The following is an 18,618-nucleotide window of genomic DNA, read 5'->3' on the forward strand; positions in this document are numbered from 1 at the left end:
GTAAAGTTATTGTAATTCAATTGATTATTTAACTTTTTATAATTTGTATTAGTGATCCTATTTATGACATAATCTATTAAAAGATATGTTTAAAATTTAGAATATCCATGATGATATCAATTACAATAATGGCGTTTTCTGTTAAACTTGTCATAATTTTAAAAAGAAATTATAAGAAATAAAAATGATATAAAGGAATGAAAAGAAATATATGGCAAATACATTACTTCGAAGTGGTGATATTAAAGATTTCAAAATGCTTGGGCATGATGGAAAAGCTGCTTATTTAGTCGCAGCTCAAATTCGGGAAACGTTTAGAGTTAAATTAGGTAAACAATTTGCCGATTATTTAGCCATTCCTCAACGCAATGACCAAGGTAATATTATTGATTGGTATATTCCTTTTGATTCAAATCAACCAGATGGGCAATATGATATAGTCCCTTGGACATCGGCTAGTGAATCCGAACAAGAATCCGCCCTTAAGCTTTTAAAGGAATTTGAGCGAAAAGTTGTGGCTCTAGGTGAGCAACTAGCTAGTAACTCAAATATTAAAGGCGATCAGCTATTGTTCAGCCGCCTTATTTATGATCCAAAACACAATTCACAAAGTCTAGAACCTAACTTGATGGCAATACGCTTTCCTAGTAATCAATTTGTTTATATTGTTAATGGTAAACCAGTGATTACTTTTTGGGGTTTTGTTTATCCACAAACGCCTCAAGTAAATTCTCCATTCTATTGTTTAGAGCCTGCAAAAAAAGTAACGCCAACAATCACAGAAGTAGTTACTCCACAAATTAATAATAGACCATGGTGGAAACGTTGGTGGGTATGGTTGTTAGGGTTATTACCTTTATTGTTACTTTTGTTAGCATTGTTTTTATTACGCGGCTGTTGGCTAAAACCTGAAATATCGATTAGCCCGAATGTATCTTTAGATAATAGTAATATTAGCCAACCAGAAAAAGATGAAAAACAAGATAGAAAAGATCCAGAGCCAAAAAATGTTGTCGTTGATAATCGATTAGGTGTCACCAATAACGCTATACCAAATGGTACGATTTTAGACAATGCAAATAATATTCCTACCAATAGCAACGTGGCTGGTGATTCAGTTGATCATTCTTTACCTACAGACAATGGAAATGATAGTAATAATATTCCAGAGCCTGGTGTCAAAGATAATAAAAGCGAGCAAGATGCAACAAAAACGGATGATAAAGATGACAAATCTACCCCTTTAGATCCTGATAAAAAAGATGATACAAATGTCCAAAATGATCAAAGCGAACAAGATAAACAAGATAAAGATAGCGCTGAGCAGACATCTTCGCCATCGGATAAAGATAATAAATCAGATTCTAATTCAGCTGTTGATCAAACTAATCATTTAGCTATGCCAGCTGATGCAATTAAACAAGGATCGACAAAATTCTTAGATGGTCAATGGTCTGTAAATGGTGGTATTCAAGATAAAGCCACTGGTAAACCATTACAATTAAGTTATAACTTTAATGATGGGAATGGCGAAGTCACTGTAACACGTAGTGATGGTGTCAAATGTACAGGTAATGTGGGTACAAACATTAAAAATGCCAATTTAGATATAACGGGTAACACTGAGGCTGTTTGTAGTGACAATACCAAATATCAATTACCAAAGATTCAATGTACACCAGACAAAAATAATAATGCTAATTGTCAGGGAATTTATAATAATGGGACTTCATTCCCAATAACAATGAAAAAACAATAAAGGTTGTATATGCTTCCAGAATTACGCAATTATGGTCAAGAAGTGACACTTATTATGAATAGCGGTATTCAGTTTCTTGACTTTGCACTTAAAATCGATTGGAAAGATAATGAATGGCGCAGTAAAGTTAATGGGTGCTTTATTGATCCCTCTGAGAGTGGTGCGCTAATTAGGTTGGTTGAAGATGTGGAAAGTGGTCAATTTTTTACACCAGATAATCCCACATTTGCTGTTAATCCAACACAGGAAATTAGTGTTGAACAGTCCTTAAAACTATACGATGGCATTTGGTTACCAGTTCCTATGTTACGTTCAATACCTTCAAATCGTTTTGATAAAGGGCCACATAACTGGAGCCGAGTTCGAATCGTTAGTATTCCTGAAGGTGAAGATCCTGATGGTAATACACATCGAATCACTTTTGCTTTTGATACAAAAGTATTTGCTAACTTACAAGATGTTGCTTATCTTGCGCCAACCGAAAACGATGTGATGACTGGTGCAGTATTTAGTTTAGCACATCGCTCAGATCACGTTTCATGGTATTTAGAACTCAAATGGATAACCAGTTGGTTAATTGATCTCTTTCAAGAACTCGCGCCACAACCTGAACGTTTAAAGATACATAAAGATGATATTAATAAAGAGATTAAAAATAAATCTTATTATGCGCATTACCTAAATATCATCCACTTACTTGCCGACTCCTTGCAATTGCCAACAATTAAAATTGTGTCAAACAATAAAGATGATGTTGTTAAATCAATTCCTGTTGATATGATTTTAGATGTGGGTAATTCACGAACTTGTGGCATTTTAATTGAAGATCATGCCCAAGATAAAGATAGTTTAAATCATCGTTATGAGCTTGAAATTCGAGACTTAACCCAACCAGAGCATATTTACAATGAACCGTTTGAAAGCCGAGTAGAATTTGCCCAAACTTTTTTCGGTAAAGAACATTTTTCATTACAAAGCGGTCGACGAGATACATTCCGTTGGCCAAGTATTGTCCGTGTAGGTCAAGAGGCAAGTCGGCTTGCAAGTCGGCGAGAGGGTAATGAAGGTGCAACGGGTCTTTCAAGCCCTAAACGCTATTTATGGGATCAAGATAAATATGAGCAAGGTTGGCGTTTTAATTCTCATTATGTAAAAAGTGATCATGAACCATTTGCTACAGCTGAGCCTTTTTCAAGTTTAATTAATGAATATGGTGAAGCATTACATATTTTAAGTAATGATATTGAAGAAGAGTATGACCGTAAAATGCCAGTTTTCCACCCAAAATACTCACGCAGTTCTTTGATGACTTTTATGTTATGTGAAGTATTAATGCATGCATTAATGCAAATGAATAGTGTTGCTCAGCGTAATAAACTCGAGCATGCTAAAACACCACGTAATTTAAGATCTATTATTTTAACTATTCCGCCAGCTATGCCAAAACCAGAACAAGCAATATTTAAAAGTTGCGTATATCAAGCAATAGGTTTGGTTTGGAAAAGCCTAGGTTGGGATAGTTCAGATAAAAATATTGATTTTAATAATCCAGAACAACTAAAAAGCGTATGGCCAAATATCCCTGAAGTGTATATTCAATGGGACGAGGCAACTTGCGGGCAAGTGGTTTACCTCTTTAACGAGACCCAAAATAATTATAATGGGCGCAGTGAAGAATTTATTGCTTCAATGGTACGTCCAGGTAAAGCTAATAAACAGAAGCTAACTATTGCAACAGTTGATATTGGTGGTGGCACAACAGATTTAGTGATTAACGATTACCAATTAGATTATGGTGTAAGTGGTCAAACCAACAGTAGTAATGCTTATATTGTACCAACGCAACGTTTTCGTGATGGATTCAAAGTTGCAGGTGATGATATTTTACTTGATATCATTCAAGATACAGTTCTAACTGCTTTAACAAATGGTCTAAAACAAGCTGGAATAGCAGATCCAAACCCAATTCTATCTACTATTATTGGTTCACAACAACTATCTATCCAAGATGCGGTATTGCGCCAACAACTTACTTTACAGCTATTTACTCCAGTTGGATTACAAATATTAAAAGCGTATGAACTTTATGATCCATTACATTCAGAGCAACATGATTATCGTTCTACCTTTGGCGAATTATTACAACATAACACTATGACTGACAATGTGCTTAATTTTATAAATGAACCTATTAGGCGCGCATTAAATAACCCTGAGTTTTCGGTACTTGATTTAAGTATCGATATTAACCTTAAACGTATACATTATTTGTTTATTCGTGGTGATTATTACAACATCTGTAAAACGTTTGATGCATTATCCGAAATTATTAGTTGTTATCAGTGTGATGTGCTTTTATTAACTGGTCGCCCTTCTCGATTACCGGGAATTCAAAGTTATTTCCGATCACGCTTATCTATGCCTGCTGGGCGAATTTTGCCCTTACATGGTTATCATACTGGTGGTTGGTATCCTTTCCATAAACAAGAACGCATTGATGATCCTAAAACAACGGCTGCTGTGGGTGCTATGCTTTGTTTTTTAAGCAAAAATTTACGATTGCCTAATTTCTATTTTAGATCTTCTAATATGGATTTATATTCAACAGTTAAATACATTGGGCTTTTAGATAATCTTAATATGATTAAAAAAGAAAATGTTTATTATCAAGATATTGATTTAGATAATCCTGATTATGATTTCCCTGATCTCTCATTTGAAATTAGAGGCACCACAAGACTTGGTTTTAGGCAACTTGAAGTTGAAAGGTGGCCAGCATCACCTATTTATATTTTAACAATTGAAAATAGTGAAGTTGCCAAACGATTAAGTGCTGAAGGCGTCGTATTAGAAGTTACTCTCGGTATAAAAAACAAACAAAAAACGGTCGAAAATTTTTATATTAAGGATGTAAAAGCCTCTGACGGACGAGCCTGTAATAAAAATCAGGATATTAAACTAAGTTTAAATACAATGGTTAACTCTGGTTTAATAAGTACGCAATATTGGCTTGATAGTGGAATGATAAAACGATGAAAAACTTAAATGAACAACTTCCTAAATCTTGGGAACAGGTCTATCAAGCATCAGCAAAGGCTATTGAGTGGGTAGATCAAACACGCCATTCATCTAAACGTTTAGATAGTGAAGCAGATAATTTAATTTTAGATTTACGTCGTTTACGTAATAGTGCAAAACGATTGGGTGATGTATCAACTAAGTCTGTTGCAGTTGGTTTTTTTGGATTATCACAGGCAGGTAAATCTTACCTTATTTCAGCACTAGCCGCGGGTGAAAATGGTAAGCTTGAAACGGTTGTTGATAACGAAGTTTTAGACTTTATTGATCATGTGAATCCTGTAGGTAGTGGTAAAGAAGCGACAGGTCTTGTTACTCGTTTTAGCCGTATTGCTAAAGGTGGTATAGCTAACTATCCGTTAGAATTAAAATTATTTAAAGAGATAGAAATTGTAAAAATCTTAATAAATGCCTATTTTAAAGATTTTGACCAACAAAAAGTATCCAATAAAATTGAGTTTTCACAGCTAAATCAGTTGATTCAACGGTTAGAAAATAAAAAACAAATAAGCTATGTTGGCGGTATTATTGAAGATGATGTTGTTGATCTTTATGATTATTTATCTGAGAACTTTGGTAACTCGCTTGAAGGTTTGAAAGGGGGATATTGGGAAAAAGCAACGCACCTTCTTCCTTATTTGCCTGTATCTGATCGTGGTGAACTGATTTCTGTTTTATGGGGTGGTATTTCTGAACTCACCACAATCTATACCCAACTAGCGACGACCTTATCAAGTTTTAGTCATGCTGAAACGGTATATGCGCCGCTTTCTGTCTTAATCAAAGATAATAACGGTACTAAGTCACAAATTGACAGTATTATGAATGTTGATATTCTTGAGCGATTAAATACCGACAAAGATTCATCTGTCACTATAACGCCATTAAATGGCGCACCAACAACTATATCTTTAGCTCAATTGGCTTTTTTAACTGCCGAATTAATTTTTCCATTAGTCAATAAAACCAGAGTACCGACATTTGAAAATGTAGATTTACTTGATTTCCCTGGATATCGAGGCCGTCTAAACTTGATATCGATTTCTGATGTTAAAGAAGGTAATCCAATTGCTCAGCTTTTATTGCGTGGTAAAGTTGCTTATCTTTTTGAAAAATATACTGACAGCCAGGAAATGAATGTGCTAGTTGTTTGTACACCATCAGATAAACAATCTGATGTTAATGATGTAGGTCCAGTACTTGAGCGCTGGATTGATAAAACCCAAGGTGAAACAGCTGAAAAAAGAGCTACTAAAAAGCCGGGATTATTATGGGCAATAACCATGTTTGATAAACGCATTGGCACATCATTAACACTATCTGAAGATAATTTAAAAAATAGCTGGGGCAAAGGAGGTTTGTTACAACAAACTATCTTAGAACGTTTTGGTAGTTATGATTGGTTAAGTAATTGGTCGAACAATCACAAATTTAATAATATTTTTCTAGTTCGAAAACCAGGATTTGATGTGCCATTTTTAAATGTCGAACCGAGCACTAGCCAAGAGATTGATTATAGAGAAAATTATCAAGATAAAATGAATGTATTAAAAAATACATTTGTGCAAAATAGTGATATTAAAGAATATGTGTTCCAGCCAGAAGAAGCATGGGATGCCATGTTAAAACTTAATGATGGAGGTATAGGCCGAATTAGCCAATACTTGGAGCAAGTTGCCATTACGGAAGTAAAACAACAACGTATTGTTGAACAACTTAATGAGAAAATTGATTACATTATTAATATGCGTTTTGATACTTGGTATCAAGCGGATAGTGATGAAGAGCTAGTTAAGAAAAAGCAAGTAATTGCTGATGCAGTTAAAGAATTGCAAAGTAAAGCGCTATTATTAGGTGAACTACTTAAAGTGTTTGAATTGCCAGATCAAACAATTAGAGCACTTTATCATTCCAACACAATAGAAAATGAAACACAGCAAGATAGCAATGATAATTTGTTAGATAATTTATCGAATGATTTTGGTTTAAATGCTGATTTCGAGTTATTTTCTGATGAGAATTCATCATTGACAACTAAACAAGTTGCCACATTACCAACCGAATCAAAGTTTGCCAAAACTGTTTTTTCGGCATGGTTAGAGCATTTAAGGAATATCGTATTAGATAAGCATATTTTGCAGTTTTTTGGTATCAATCAAAAATCACTCTCTTTTATTGTAGAAGAACTTATTACTGCAGCTAATCGAATGAAACTTGAAGCAAGTTTAACCGAGCATATTTTGAATAACGAAAATACTGGTAGTAAGCGTGATGATCTAGAATCTAGACAAATTAGTACTATTCACACTTTACTAGCCGACTTTATTGCATGGCTTGGTTTTATTCAAGGGCAGGGAAGTGATATACCAATGAGTAAAGTTAATCAGGGGAAACCGATATTTTCTTCACCGCTAAGTGAATTGAATGTCCAATCATCACATTCATTACCGAAACTGGACGATAAAACTAAAAATTATTCTCAGTATGCGATATTTGATTGGTTTGTTGCATTTGCAATGCTTGCACAAGAAAATGTGGGGCACCATGCAGGACGAGAAATTAGTCAAGAACAAAATAGTCGATTGGGTGAAATTCTTAATTTTTTCAAACAATCGCAGATTAATTAAAATTAAATAAAAAACAGAGTAATAGGGAACTATTATTTGAGTTGAAAATGTTTCCCTATTCAATAGAACGGATGAATAATACTCGCGTATTTGAGTATAAAAATAGAGGATATCATGGCATTAAGAATTGAATTAGATAGTTATAAACCCGGTATTGCGAAGTTTTTAGCTCAAAAATGGAGTGGTAGTTCTCAAATTGATATACTTGTACAACGCAATCAGGATGGCTATTACTTATCTGGTTTGAATCAATGGAACCCCGAAAAAAATTGGCATACTCTTGAAAATATGTCAGTTGAAAATGAAAAATTAACGGGATATGTCGGTGAATGGTTGGTCGACTCTTTGGTGACACAAGAAAGTCAGCTTCGGTTTCTTATACAAATTCGTGATAAGCAAAATCAAAGTTATGTTGATGGTGGTGTTGTTAGTATTGCAGAAACTGTTTTTTCCTCAACAGCATCAAACGCACAAACAACTTTATCTAATGAAGAACAAGTTATAGAACATCCTGAGCAAGTTAATGATCCTATTGTTGAAGATGAACCGCCATTAATTGAAAAATCTAATATTACCTCTCAAAAGGAAACATTAGTCGAACCTATTGAAACGGAGCCAGAATCCGAAATAACTCCTGAGAAACCAGTTAAATCAAAAAGTCGCCTAGGACTAATTGTTTCTATTGTTGTTGGATGTATGATACTAATTGGACTAGGTCTTGCGGCGTGGTATTTTTTATTTTTCAAAAATCAATTGCAACCCACTCCAACAGTGGAAGTTAGTGAACAATGTAGTTTAAACAACATTTCTACTGATGATTTAACATTTATTCAACAATGTTTACAGACTAAACCTGAAACGGGAGCAATTATTCAGATAATTACTGAAGCTAAAAAAGCAGGAAAATGTAATATAGCTCAGCGTCTATATGCAAATCAAGCACAAACAAATGCTAACATTGCTATGCTATATGCAAAAGAGTATGACGAAAAATTTTATGAAGTGAATAATTGTTTTGAAGCTGATAAAGAAACGGCTATTTATTGGTATGAAACATCTTTGACTAACGATCCAAAGAATACATTCGTTAAAGATCGTTTAACCCAACTACAAAAATAGTGAGGAGCAAGAATGAATAAACTAGCTATCTCAAAACTGATTTCCACAATAGGTTTAACATGTTTACCATTAATTGGTTTTGCCGCAGAGCCACTTAAGCAGGTAGGTAAAAAAACGCTATATCAGCGTGTACTAAGTACGCCAACATGTGAATTAAAAAGTAATATTACTGATCCTACTGGTAAATCTTTACCTGCATTTTCACGTTATTATGTTTATGAGCGCAAAAATCAGAATAATCAGCAATGGCTTAATGTAGGACCAGATTCTTATGGAAAAACTATTGGTTGGATTAATGATTCATGTACTATTGCTTGGAATATGCAAATGACATTAGTTTTTACTAATCCAGTTGATCGTGATCCTTTGCTATTTTTCAAGGATAAGGCTGCATTGACTGCGATTGTTGATGCCGATAAACCTGAAACTTTATTAAAACCTATTCGTGAAGCTCTAAAAGCGAATAAAGCAGCTCCAGAAGTGCTTGCTCAAGAACCTAAAGAGTTTGTAGATTTTAAAAGTAATTTCTATTTATTACCTATTTTGCAAGGTGAAGAAGTAATGAATGGGCGAGGGTTTTATGAGCGAGTGCTAGAGGTCGCATCAGTAAGTAAACAAGAATCATTGATAAAAAATAACCCAAAGCAAAACACTGCTCAAACTGCTGATGATAGTGCAAATCAAGTAGTACCTTTTAAAGCCGCTATTGTGTTTGTTATTGATTCAACTATTTCTATGGATCCTTATATTTCAAGAACTAAAGAAGCGGTAACGCGAGTTTATCAGCATATTGAAAAAGAAAAGCTACAAGAACAAGTAAAATTCGGATTGATATCATTCCGCTCAAGCTTAAAAGCATCGGATAAGCTCGAATTTGTTACCAAGATTTTTGCCGATCCAAATAAAGTTAAGGATAAAGAAGACTTTAAAAAGTTAAGTGCTTCACTTAAACAAGCTTCTGTTTCTACCTCGTATTTTGCGGAAGATTCTTATGCGGGCATTGCTCAAGCATTAAATGATATTAATTGGAATAGTTTTGGCGCACGTTATATGATTTTAATAACAGATGCTAGTGCGATTCCGGGTGATGATAAGCTTTCTAGTACTGGCATGGATGCAGCGCAATTAAGGCTTGAAGCTCAGCATAAAGGAGTTGCCATTTATGCGCTACATTTAAAAACGCCAAGTGGTGCAAAAGATCACCAAGTAGCGGCAGCACAATATTCAGACTTAACTTATAACGATTTCATTCATAAATCACTTTATTACCCAGTTAATGCTGGTGATGTTAATGAATTTGGTAAAAAAGTAGATTTATTAGCGCAAGCACTATCTGAACAAGTCAAACTAGCATATAAAGGTGAAGCATCTGTTGGCAATGCTATAAATGCAAAAGATGATAACTCTGATATGTTAAAAGATGCATTGTTATTAAGTAAGGCAATGCAACTTGCTTATTTAGGGGATGTAAAAGGTACTAAAGCACCGTCAGTTTTTAAGGCTTGGATTGCCGATAAAGATTTTGTCAAACCAACTATACCAACAGCAGAGCCACGAATATTATTAACAAAATCACAACTGAGTGATCTGAGTGATGTTGTTAGCAAAATTGCAAATGCAGCTAATGATGGATTGATTTCTGCCGATGATATGTTTTCGCAACTTCGCTCTGTTGCTGCCGCAATGGGGCAAGATCCAAGTAAATTAAAATCAGATTCTGTCACAAAAATTGCAGATTTGGGTTTACTTGGTGAATATTTAGATAATATCCCTTATAAGAGCGATGTAACGGGGCTTGATCAAGATACATGGAAAAGTATGAGTGGGCTTGAACAAGAAAAATTTATTCGTAATTTAAATAGTAAAATTCGTTATTATCAAAAATGTAATGCAGATGTAGATCGTTGGATTTCATTAGCTGAAGGTAGCGACCCTCGTGAGAATGTTTATCCTATACCATTAGAAATGTTGCCATAAAGTTGTGTTGTTAGAAAATATGTTAACCATCAATCAAATTGCAATTTCACGCTCAACAGGCAAATCCTTTTTTAGTGTTTGCCTACCAAAGCTGACTGTAAAAGCTGGTGAGGTGGTCGTTATTCAGGGTGACAGTGGTGCTGGTAAAAGTACTTTACTTGAAATGGTGGGGATGATTCTAAAACCAGACGAAATTGGTTGTTATAATCTGGCTATAGATAGTTTTGATATTGATATTGCAACACTCATCAAACAAGATAAAATCGATCAATTGGCAGATATTCGTGCTAAGTATTTAGGTTTTATGTTACAAACAGGTGGATTACTGCCATTTTTAACGGTTCGTGACAACATTTTATTATCGTTAAAGTTATTACAGAAAAAAGTGGATAATGATCGCTTTGATTATTTAGTGCAAAAACTCAACATTATTCATTTACTAAATAAATATCCTAAACAGTTATCAATTGGTGAAAGGCAACGAGCTTCCTTTATTCGCTCTATTATTCATAAACCTGCGTTATTACTTGCCGATGAGCCGACTTCGGCATTGGATCCCTATAATGCGAATTTACTTTTTGATTTAATTATAGAACAAGCTCAGCAGGATAATATAGCTGCCATGATTGTAACACACGACCTGCAGCGTATAGCTAACAAAGGATTATTTACTTTATCGGCTAAATTAACCTCCTCACAATCTTCGGAATTTCTACCATTACAAGATAAGGCATAAAAGATGACTAAAGCAATATCAAAATGGTTACTTATAACTCGTTTGTCTATAGCTGACTTATGGTATGACAAAAAAGTTTCATTTTGTATTATTGCCTCAGTAATATCAGTAATTACACCGCTATTATTGCTATTTAGTTTAAAATATGGTGTGGTTTCTCAACTTAGAGAGCAATTACTTAATGACCCACAAAATTTAGAAGTAAAAATAGTTGGTAATTTACAACTAAAAGATGAAGTATTTGAGTGGATAAAGAAACAACCGGAAACAGCTTTTGTTATACCATTAACTCGTTCATTAAATACGCAAGCTGATTTAATGAAAGATGCTAGCCATTTTGTTAATAATGCCGAAATTATACCTACAGCCAAAGATGATCCAATAACAAAAAACTTGCCATTACTTAATAATAAAAAACAAATTTTATTAAGTTCATTATCAGCCGAAAAAATGCAAGTCACAGTAGGAAGTCGAGTCAAAATGATAATTACTAGGCAGCTTGATGGAAAACTAGAAAAAGGCATGACTGAATTAGATGTGGTTGGCATTATTCCCGAAAACCGTTATAGCCGTGCCGCGGTTTTTGTTACTTTAGAATTACTTATTGATATGGAAAATTATTATGATGGTTATCAAAGTGACATTTTTCCAACCTCAACAGGACAATTAAATCCACCTGAACATACCTCGTTCGCACGAGCTCGTATTTATGCAGACTCACTTGATAATGTATCACCACTAGCATTTAAATTAAGAGAAAAACACATTGAAACGCGTACACAGGCTAACGCAATTGAAAACATGCAAGCGATTAATAGAGTACTTAATTTTATTTTTAGCGTTATTGCAATTACAGCAATTTTAGGGTGTGTTTTATCATTTATAGGATCATTTTTATCAAATATTGAACGCAAACGTAAAGATATTGCCTTTATGCGATTAATCGGTTTTCGCTCTAAAGGTATTATGCTTTATTTAATAAACCAAGCTATGATTTTAAGCTGTTTGGCTTTTGTTGCCTCTTGTACTCTTTTTGTAATAGGTAATTATGCGTTTAATTTAGTTTTAGGTAAAAATTTGGTTTCACAATCTGTTGTAAGTCAATTACAATTTTATCATCTTATCATAGCCTTTTTACTCACTTTATTTATTGCTGCAGGCATTGTGCTTATAGGAGGGCGACGTGCTATCAAAATTCAACCAGCAGAAAGCTTACGTGAAGCATAATTGTACTCGATACGTCCGACTAGCTTGTTGGGGATTGGCTGCAATTAATCTACATCCATCATTAAGTTTTGCTCAACCCTGGGATAGTAAATTTTATAATCCCAAACCAACAAAAGATGACGTGATTTTACCTATGCCATGTGATGGCAGTTTAGTGATGAAAAAGGTTTTTACCCCGACTAATAAACCGTTAGATGATATTAAAATCATTTTAGGCAGTAACCAAAAAGAACTCGGTTTTGCCGAGTATGCAACACCTAATTATATTGCTGGTAGTTTTTCTGATGAAGGTAAAGAACGGTATTACCTGATAGGTAAATATGAGATTACCGCATTGCAATATCAATCAGTAATGAACGAGACTTGTCCAACTCCTAAAGTAAATCTTTCTTTTCCCATTACTGATATTAGCTGGTTTGATGTCATCGCCTTTACGGATAAATATAATCGTTGGTTAATTGAAAACCAATCAAAAATAAAATCAAGTAATTTACCTAATGGTTATGTTCGTTTACCTAATAATACCGAATGGGAGTATGCCGCTCGCGGTGGGTCAAAAGTGACAGAATCGGAGTTTCGTGAATCCCTATTTCCGATGAAAGGTAATCTCGAAAGCTATGCATGGTTTTCTGGCGCAAAATCTGCTAATGGTAAATTACAACTGATTGGTAGGTTAGAACCTAACCCGCTAGATCTTTATGATATTTTAGGTAATGCAAGCGAAATGATGTTTGATTCGTTTCGAATGAATAAACTAGATCGCTACCATGGTCAACAAGGTGGAGTGATTGTCCGTGGTGGGAGTTATTTAACACCAGAATCATCAACTACCAGTGCTTTTCGTACCGAAAAACCTTTTTATGATGATAAAGGTGCGTATAAAAGTAAAGATGTTGGATTTCGTTTAGTTTATACAACCGAAGTGATGAATTCGAATGACAAAATCAAAGAGTTAGATAAAGAATGGAGTCAGTTAGGTAACGAAACAGACAGCACAAAAAATGGTAATGTCGTTAATGAGCTTGAAAAAATTACCAAACAAGTTGAAGATGAAAAAACAAAAAAAGAATTAAATAAACTAAATACGCTTTTAAGAAGTGCTAATCAAGCTCGAGATGAACAACGGGATCGTTCCATTCAATCGGCATTACAGCTAGGCGCATTTTTGTGCGCTAATGTTTCAGATTTAAACAGCAAATTTGAGTATAATGACAATTTATATAAAACAATGACCAATGAGGTTTGTGATCCAAAAGAAACAGACGCATTGGAAGATGACAATATGTGCTCAAAAGCGAAGCTAGATAATTTAAAAAAAGTTGTTGATGAATCTAAAAGTGCACGGGATTTTATATTGAAATATTATTCCGACACAATAGTTAATACTGCGTCAAATTACGAAAAAAATACGATTAATGATCAAGCCAAATCAACTCAATTTATTTTAGAAAATAGTGGCAAAGCTAATATGAGTGATTATTTAAAACTTTACTTCAAACATATTAATCAATATATTGAATCGGGAAAAATCGAACGAACGGTTTGGCTACAAACATGTACCGAAATAAAAGGAAATAAATGATGAATAAAATTATCCTAACACTTGCCTTGTGTGTATCGCTTATTCTAACAGGATGCCAAGGTTCTGGCGGAGTGAGCTCCAGAAATGTCGATCCTGCATTGGCCAAAAGTAATACAGCTAAATTTTTTAGTAAATCAGCGTGGCAATCCTGTGCTATTGGTGCTGGTTTGGGCGGTATTGGCTGTATGCTAGCAGGAGGGAAAACAGGCGTATGTATTGCGTCTGCAGCCGTAGGCTGTGGTGTTATGATGGGAGCAAACTATTATCTTGACAACAAACGAGCAGAATATGCGGATGCTGAAATGCGCCTCGATGTTTACATCCAAGATATTCAACAAAACACTTACGAAGTACAAGCTGTAACTGAAACAGCTAAAGCTGTATTAGATAAGAATTTAGCGACACTTAATGTATTAAATAATCAAATTAAAAAAGAAACCTTAAATAAAAAACAGGCTCAAAAAGATTTAGTTCAAATTGATGCTAATATTGCTTATTTACAAGATAAATTACAACGTATGAGAGAAGTTGAAAATGATTGGATTTCAATATCATCTCAGGAACGACAATCAGGTATGAATATATCAAAACTTGATAAACAAATAAGCCAATTACATAAACAAATTTCAGTACTTGAAAATCAAATTAATCTTGTTACAAAACAACGTTCAGCGGTTAAGGTTAGCTAATTATGAAAAAAAAATATCTTCTATTACTCAGCCCGTTTATTTTTTTAGTTGGTTGTTCAACAACGCCCGAACAGTGTGATCCAACTAATACTAACATTGGTATTATGGACAAAATCAGCTGTAATTATTCAGGGAATTACCAAACTCGAATTGATCAAAAAAAGCAAATTCTAGAGAATGAAGTAAGAGCTAATCAGCAGTTTAAAGAAATTTATGCCGTAATTGAAAAACAAAAAAATGACACTTCATTAAGCATTAAACAAAAACAGGCACAGCAGCAAAAATTAAAAACTGATTTAACTAAACTAACTGATGAAGTTAAACAAAAAGCTCAAGGCCGTGACGATCTACAGTCTCAAGTCAGAGATATAGAACAGCAACTGAAAAAAGTTAACAATTCAGGTAGTTCTGAACTTGAAAAACAAGTTGAGTTAGAAAAGTTAAATAAAAAACTTCAACAATTGCAAAAGGCACTGAATATATAAATATATTCTTGTTTAATCAATATTCAAACAAAAACTGAAGTTAAATAAAAGGGAATAAATAGGCAATGCAACGAATAACAAGAGTTATGTGTGATCGTAATAATTCTGAAAAGATATCTTTATTAGATCAATATAATTCATTGTTAGCATTGATTAAACCATATTTAACTGATCGTACTTTTTCTATCTTAGCAATAGCAAGATTGATTGACGACAATCAATATATTGGTTGGTACACCGAGTTAGAAGGACAACCTGTTTTATTGAACGAAATTAGTAATCAGTCACTTAAAGCTAAGATAGAAAAAACGCTACAAGATCGTATTAACGATATCGAAAAAACTGTTAAGCTAATACCCATAACAGCTGAGCAGCAGACATTTATTTCATCATGGTTACCTAGAATTAAAAGTTTAGGCAATCATATTTATGTTATTAATGATGAACCGGTTATTGTTAATACCTTTGAAGACCCTGTTTTACCTGCTCCAGCACCAGTTATTCTTCCAAAATCATTTTGGCGTTGGTGGCATTTTTTACTTCTGGCTCTATTATTACTTTCTTTGCTTGGTATTCTTTGGTATTTATTTTGCCCATATGGAAAAGCAAAACCTACGGTTTCTGATACAAAACCTGTAATTACTCAGCCAGTTGAAGAAAAGAAATCAGACCCACCAAAAGAAGAGCAACAACCTATTGTAAAATCGGAGCCTGAACCGATACCAGCACCTAAAAGTTGTATTACTCGTGAAGAAATTGCGAATAATACAGATACACCAAAAATGGTTATGATATTTGACAATTCAGCATCGATGTCATTGACTTTAATGGAAACTCAGGCATCCATAAATCAATACTTGCATGCTGATTTTTATTCAATGACACAACAAGAAATAGATGAATATGAAAAACGAATGACTCGCTTACCAAATCGGTTATCAACAAGTAAAAAAGTAGCATTGTCGAGCATTGATAAAATACAAGCAGACGTTAATATTGCGCTAGTAACTCTTTCTGCTTGTCCTGTTGCACAAACTACACCATTTTATCATTATGAAAATAGAAGCAAGTTAAAAAATAAAATAAGTAGGTTACAACCATTAGAAAATAAAAGCGCAACACCTTTATATAGTGGCATAAAACAAGCAAGTAAAATGCTTGATGGTGTAAACCGTGATGATTACATATTAGTTATTAGTGATGGTGAAGATAACTGTACTAAAGCTAATATTTGTGCTTTAGCGAACAAAATTGCCGCTCAACAACCTCGTTTAAAAATAAATATTGTTGATATCGCTGGGCAGCATAAAATTGACTGTGTAGCAAACAAAACTGGAGGTAAGGTTTATATAGCTCAAAGTCCAAAACAGATAATTAACCAAATGGATAAAGCTATTTCGAGTATGAATATTAGTAAACCTATATGTGAATAATCAATTTTAAATAAAACGATACAATTAAATAAATCGAATGTATCGTTTTTTATATTTTTATCTATAAAAGTTAGATTTAGCACATTATTTAGAGTAATAATATGAGAATGTAAGGAATTAAATCAATAATGCAACGAATAACGCGGATAGTCTTTGATTATAATAATCTAGAGAAAATTTCTCTATTAGAACAATATAATTCCTTAATATTATTATTAAAATCACATTTAACTGATCGTACTTTTTCGGTTTTAGCAATACCAAAATTGATTGATAACAATGAATATATTGGATGGTACACTGATCTTGAAGGGCAACCTATATTACTTGATAGTCTTGTCGATGAATCGCATAAAAACAAAATAGCCAAGACATTACAAACACGTATTAATGATATTGAAAATGCTATTAAACTAATGCCATTAAACGATGAAGAACGAAATTTAGTTTCAGCATGGCTTCCAAGAATTAAAAGTTTAGGTAATCTAATTTATGTTATTAATGATGAGCCCGTTATTATTAACACCTTTGAAGAACCAGTTTTACCTGTAATAGCCCCAGTTATTCCACCAAAACCATTTTGGCGTTGGTGGCATTTTTTACTATTAGCCTTATTACTTGTTGGTTTACTTGGTATTCTGTGGTATTTATTTTGTCCTTTTGGTAAACCTAAACCGGTTGTTCCTGAGCCAATAGCTATTGTTGCACCAGCTGTTATAGTGAAGAAACCTGAACCTAAACCGGCACCTGAGCCTGTTCCTGAGCCAAAAGATACCGTGCCTGAAGAATCTAAGCCAATTGCAACATCAGAGCCTAAAACAGCATCGGTACCTGAGCCACCGTTAAAGCCAAAGGTAAAAAATCCACCGAACTGTATAACCAAAGAAGAGATGAATAAAGATCCTAATCCATCTAAAATGGCAATAGTGTTTGATAATTCATTATCGATGACAGTAACATTAAATGAATCGCCATCAGCGGTTGAGCAATATTTTCGATATTTGACGTATGGTAGTAATATGTCAGAAGAAGAAAGAATCAAATACGAAAAGCGTATGACCCGTTTACCAACTCGTTTATCAAGTAGTAAGAGTGTGGCTACATCGAGTATTGATAAGATACAACCGAATATTGGTATTTCACTGGTAACATTGACTAATTGCCCTGCAGCAGATGTTACGCCGTTTTATAATTACAAAAATCGCCCATCACTAAAGCATAGAATTAGAAACTTAACACCGACTGCAGCTGGAGGAGGAGGAACACCTTTATATAATGGTTTAGAAAAAGCTAGTAAAATGCTTGATGGCATAAACCGTGAGGATTATATTCTTATTATTAGCGATGGTGAAGATAATTGTACAAGGAAAAATATTTGTACATTAGCAAATTATATAGCTGCACAAAAACCACGATTAAAGATTAATATTGTGGATATTGCTGGTGAACACAAAATTGACTGTATTGCTAATGCAACAGGTGGAAAAGTTTATATTGCTCAAAGCCCTAAGGATATGATTAAGCAAATGAATAAAGCGGTTTCAAATTTGAAAGTTGATAGGCCTGTGTGCCAATAAATAACAAAAAATTATATTAACTAATTTTATTGAGTTTTTTAATTCAATTATACAGCTATACAGTTATTTGAGCTCGACAATGTTTCGGACTTTTTTATAGAATAAATAACATTCGTACTAACGTCCGATTTGGCGAATTTTATGCGAAATTCCATAAGGCCAAGCCAACAGGAATGTTTGGCTGCTAGTCAAGAACGGATTATAGCGGATGAGTTAAAACCGAGCGCTGGCGGATATATTTTCTGTAACAAATTTGAATATCTGAGCAAAGTGAAGATTATCTCGAAAAGGCGAGTATCAGGATAATATGAGTAAATATAAGTAGGCTT

General features: G+C 33.9%; 12 protein-coding genes. All 12 read left to right on the plus strand.

Annotated features, from left to right (window positions below; genetic code table 11):
* The first annotated feature begins 211 nt into the window (after positions 1 to 211).
* The 12 genes from A9G44_RS04205 to A9G44_RS04260 all read left to right on the plus strand — a co-directional run bounded on the left by A9G44_RS04205 (position 212) and on the right by A9G44_RS04260 (position 18,289).
* Positions 212 to 1,759 carry an SrfA family protein gene (locus tag A9G44_RS04205; RefSeq protein ID WP_065609324.1) on the plus strand — a complete coding sequence of 516 codons (1,548 nt, stop codon included), beginning with the start codon at positions 212 to 214 and terminating at the stop codon, positions 1,757 to 1,759.
* A gap of 9 nt (positions 1,760 to 1,768) precedes the next feature.
* Positions 1,769 to 4,795, plus strand: a complete 3,027-nt coding sequence (locus tag A9G44_RS04210) for a virulence factor SrfB (protein WP_065609325.1) — start codon at positions 1,769 to 1,771, stop codon at positions 4,793 to 4,795.
* Positions 4,792 to 7,464 (plus strand): putative virulence factor, encoded by a 2,673-nt coding sequence (locus A9G44_RS04215; RefSeq protein ID WP_065609327.1) that lies wholly within the window; start codon positions 4,792 to 4,794, stop codon positions 7,462 to 7,464. The genes A9G44_RS04210 and A9G44_RS04215 overlap by 4 nt, the downstream gene beginning before the upstream one ends.
* 114 nt (positions 7,465 to 7,578) lie before the next feature.
* Positions 7,579 to 8,583, plus strand: a complete 1,005-nt coding sequence (locus A9G44_RS04220; protein WP_065609329.1) for a hypothetical protein — start codon at positions 7,579 to 7,581, stop codon at positions 8,581 to 8,583.
* A gap of 12 nt (positions 8,584 to 8,595) precedes the next feature.
* Positions 8,596 to 10,560 carry a vWA domain-containing protein gene (locus A9G44_RS04225; protein WP_065609331.1) on the plus strand — a complete coding sequence of 655 codons (1,965 nt, stop codon included), beginning with the start codon at positions 8,596 to 8,598 and terminating at the stop codon, positions 10,558 to 10,560.
* A gap of 19 nt (positions 10,561 to 10,579) precedes the next feature.
* Positions 10,580 to 11,296 (plus strand): ABC transporter ATP-binding protein, encoded by a 717-nt coding sequence (locus tag A9G44_RS04230; RefSeq protein WP_065609333.1) that lies wholly within the window; start codon positions 10,580 to 10,582, stop codon positions 11,294 to 11,296.
* A gap of 3 nt (positions 11,297 to 11,299) precedes the next feature.
* Positions 11,300 to 12,523: an ABC transporter permease gene (locus tag A9G44_RS04235; protein ID WP_065609334.1), complete on the plus strand. Its 1,224-nt coding sequence runs from the start codon at positions 11,300 to 11,302 to the stop codon at positions 12,521 to 12,523.
* The gene (locus A9G44_RS04240) at positions 12,480 to 14,105 is read left to right on the plus strand and encodes an SUMF1/EgtB/PvdO family nonheme iron enzyme (protein WP_218837531.1); all 1,626 of its coding nucleotides are present in this window, start codon (positions 12,480 to 12,482) and stop codon (positions 14,103 to 14,105) included. The genes A9G44_RS04235 and A9G44_RS04240 overlap by 44 nt, the downstream gene beginning before the upstream one ends.
* A complete protein-coding gene (locus A9G44_RS04245) occupies positions 14,105 to 14,794 on the plus strand; it encodes a hypothetical protein (protein WP_065609336.1) in 690 nt (229 codons plus the stop codon). The genes A9G44_RS04240 and A9G44_RS04245 overlap by 1 nt, the downstream gene beginning before the upstream one ends.
* Before the next feature lie 2 nt (positions 14,795 to 14,796).
* Positions 14,797 to 15,279 carry a hypothetical protein gene (locus A9G44_RS04250; protein WP_065609338.1) on the plus strand — a complete coding sequence of 161 codons (483 nt, stop codon included), beginning with the start codon at positions 14,797 to 14,799 and terminating at the stop codon, positions 15,277 to 15,279.
* A gap of 65 nt (positions 15,280 to 15,344) precedes the next feature.
* On the plus strand, positions 15,345 to 16,712 hold the full coding sequence (locus A9G44_RS04255) for a VWA domain-containing protein (RefSeq protein WP_081298251.1): 1,368 nt from the start codon (positions 15,345 to 15,347) through the stop codon (positions 16,710 to 16,712).
* Positions 16,713 to 16,840: 128 nt separating this feature from the next.
* Positions 16,841 to 18,289 (plus strand): VWA domain-containing protein, encoded by a 1,449-nt coding sequence (locus A9G44_RS04260; protein WP_065609342.1) that lies wholly within the window; start codon positions 16,841 to 16,843, stop codon positions 18,287 to 18,289.
* Positions 18,290 to 18,618: the final 329 nt, after the last annotated feature.

Origin of the sequence: Gilliamella sp. Occ4-3, from assembly GCF_001690675.1 — a bacterium.
In the GTDB taxonomy this organism is placed as follows: Bacteria; Pseudomonadota; Gammaproteobacteria; order Enterobacterales; family Orbaceae; genus Gilliamella; species Gilliamella bombi.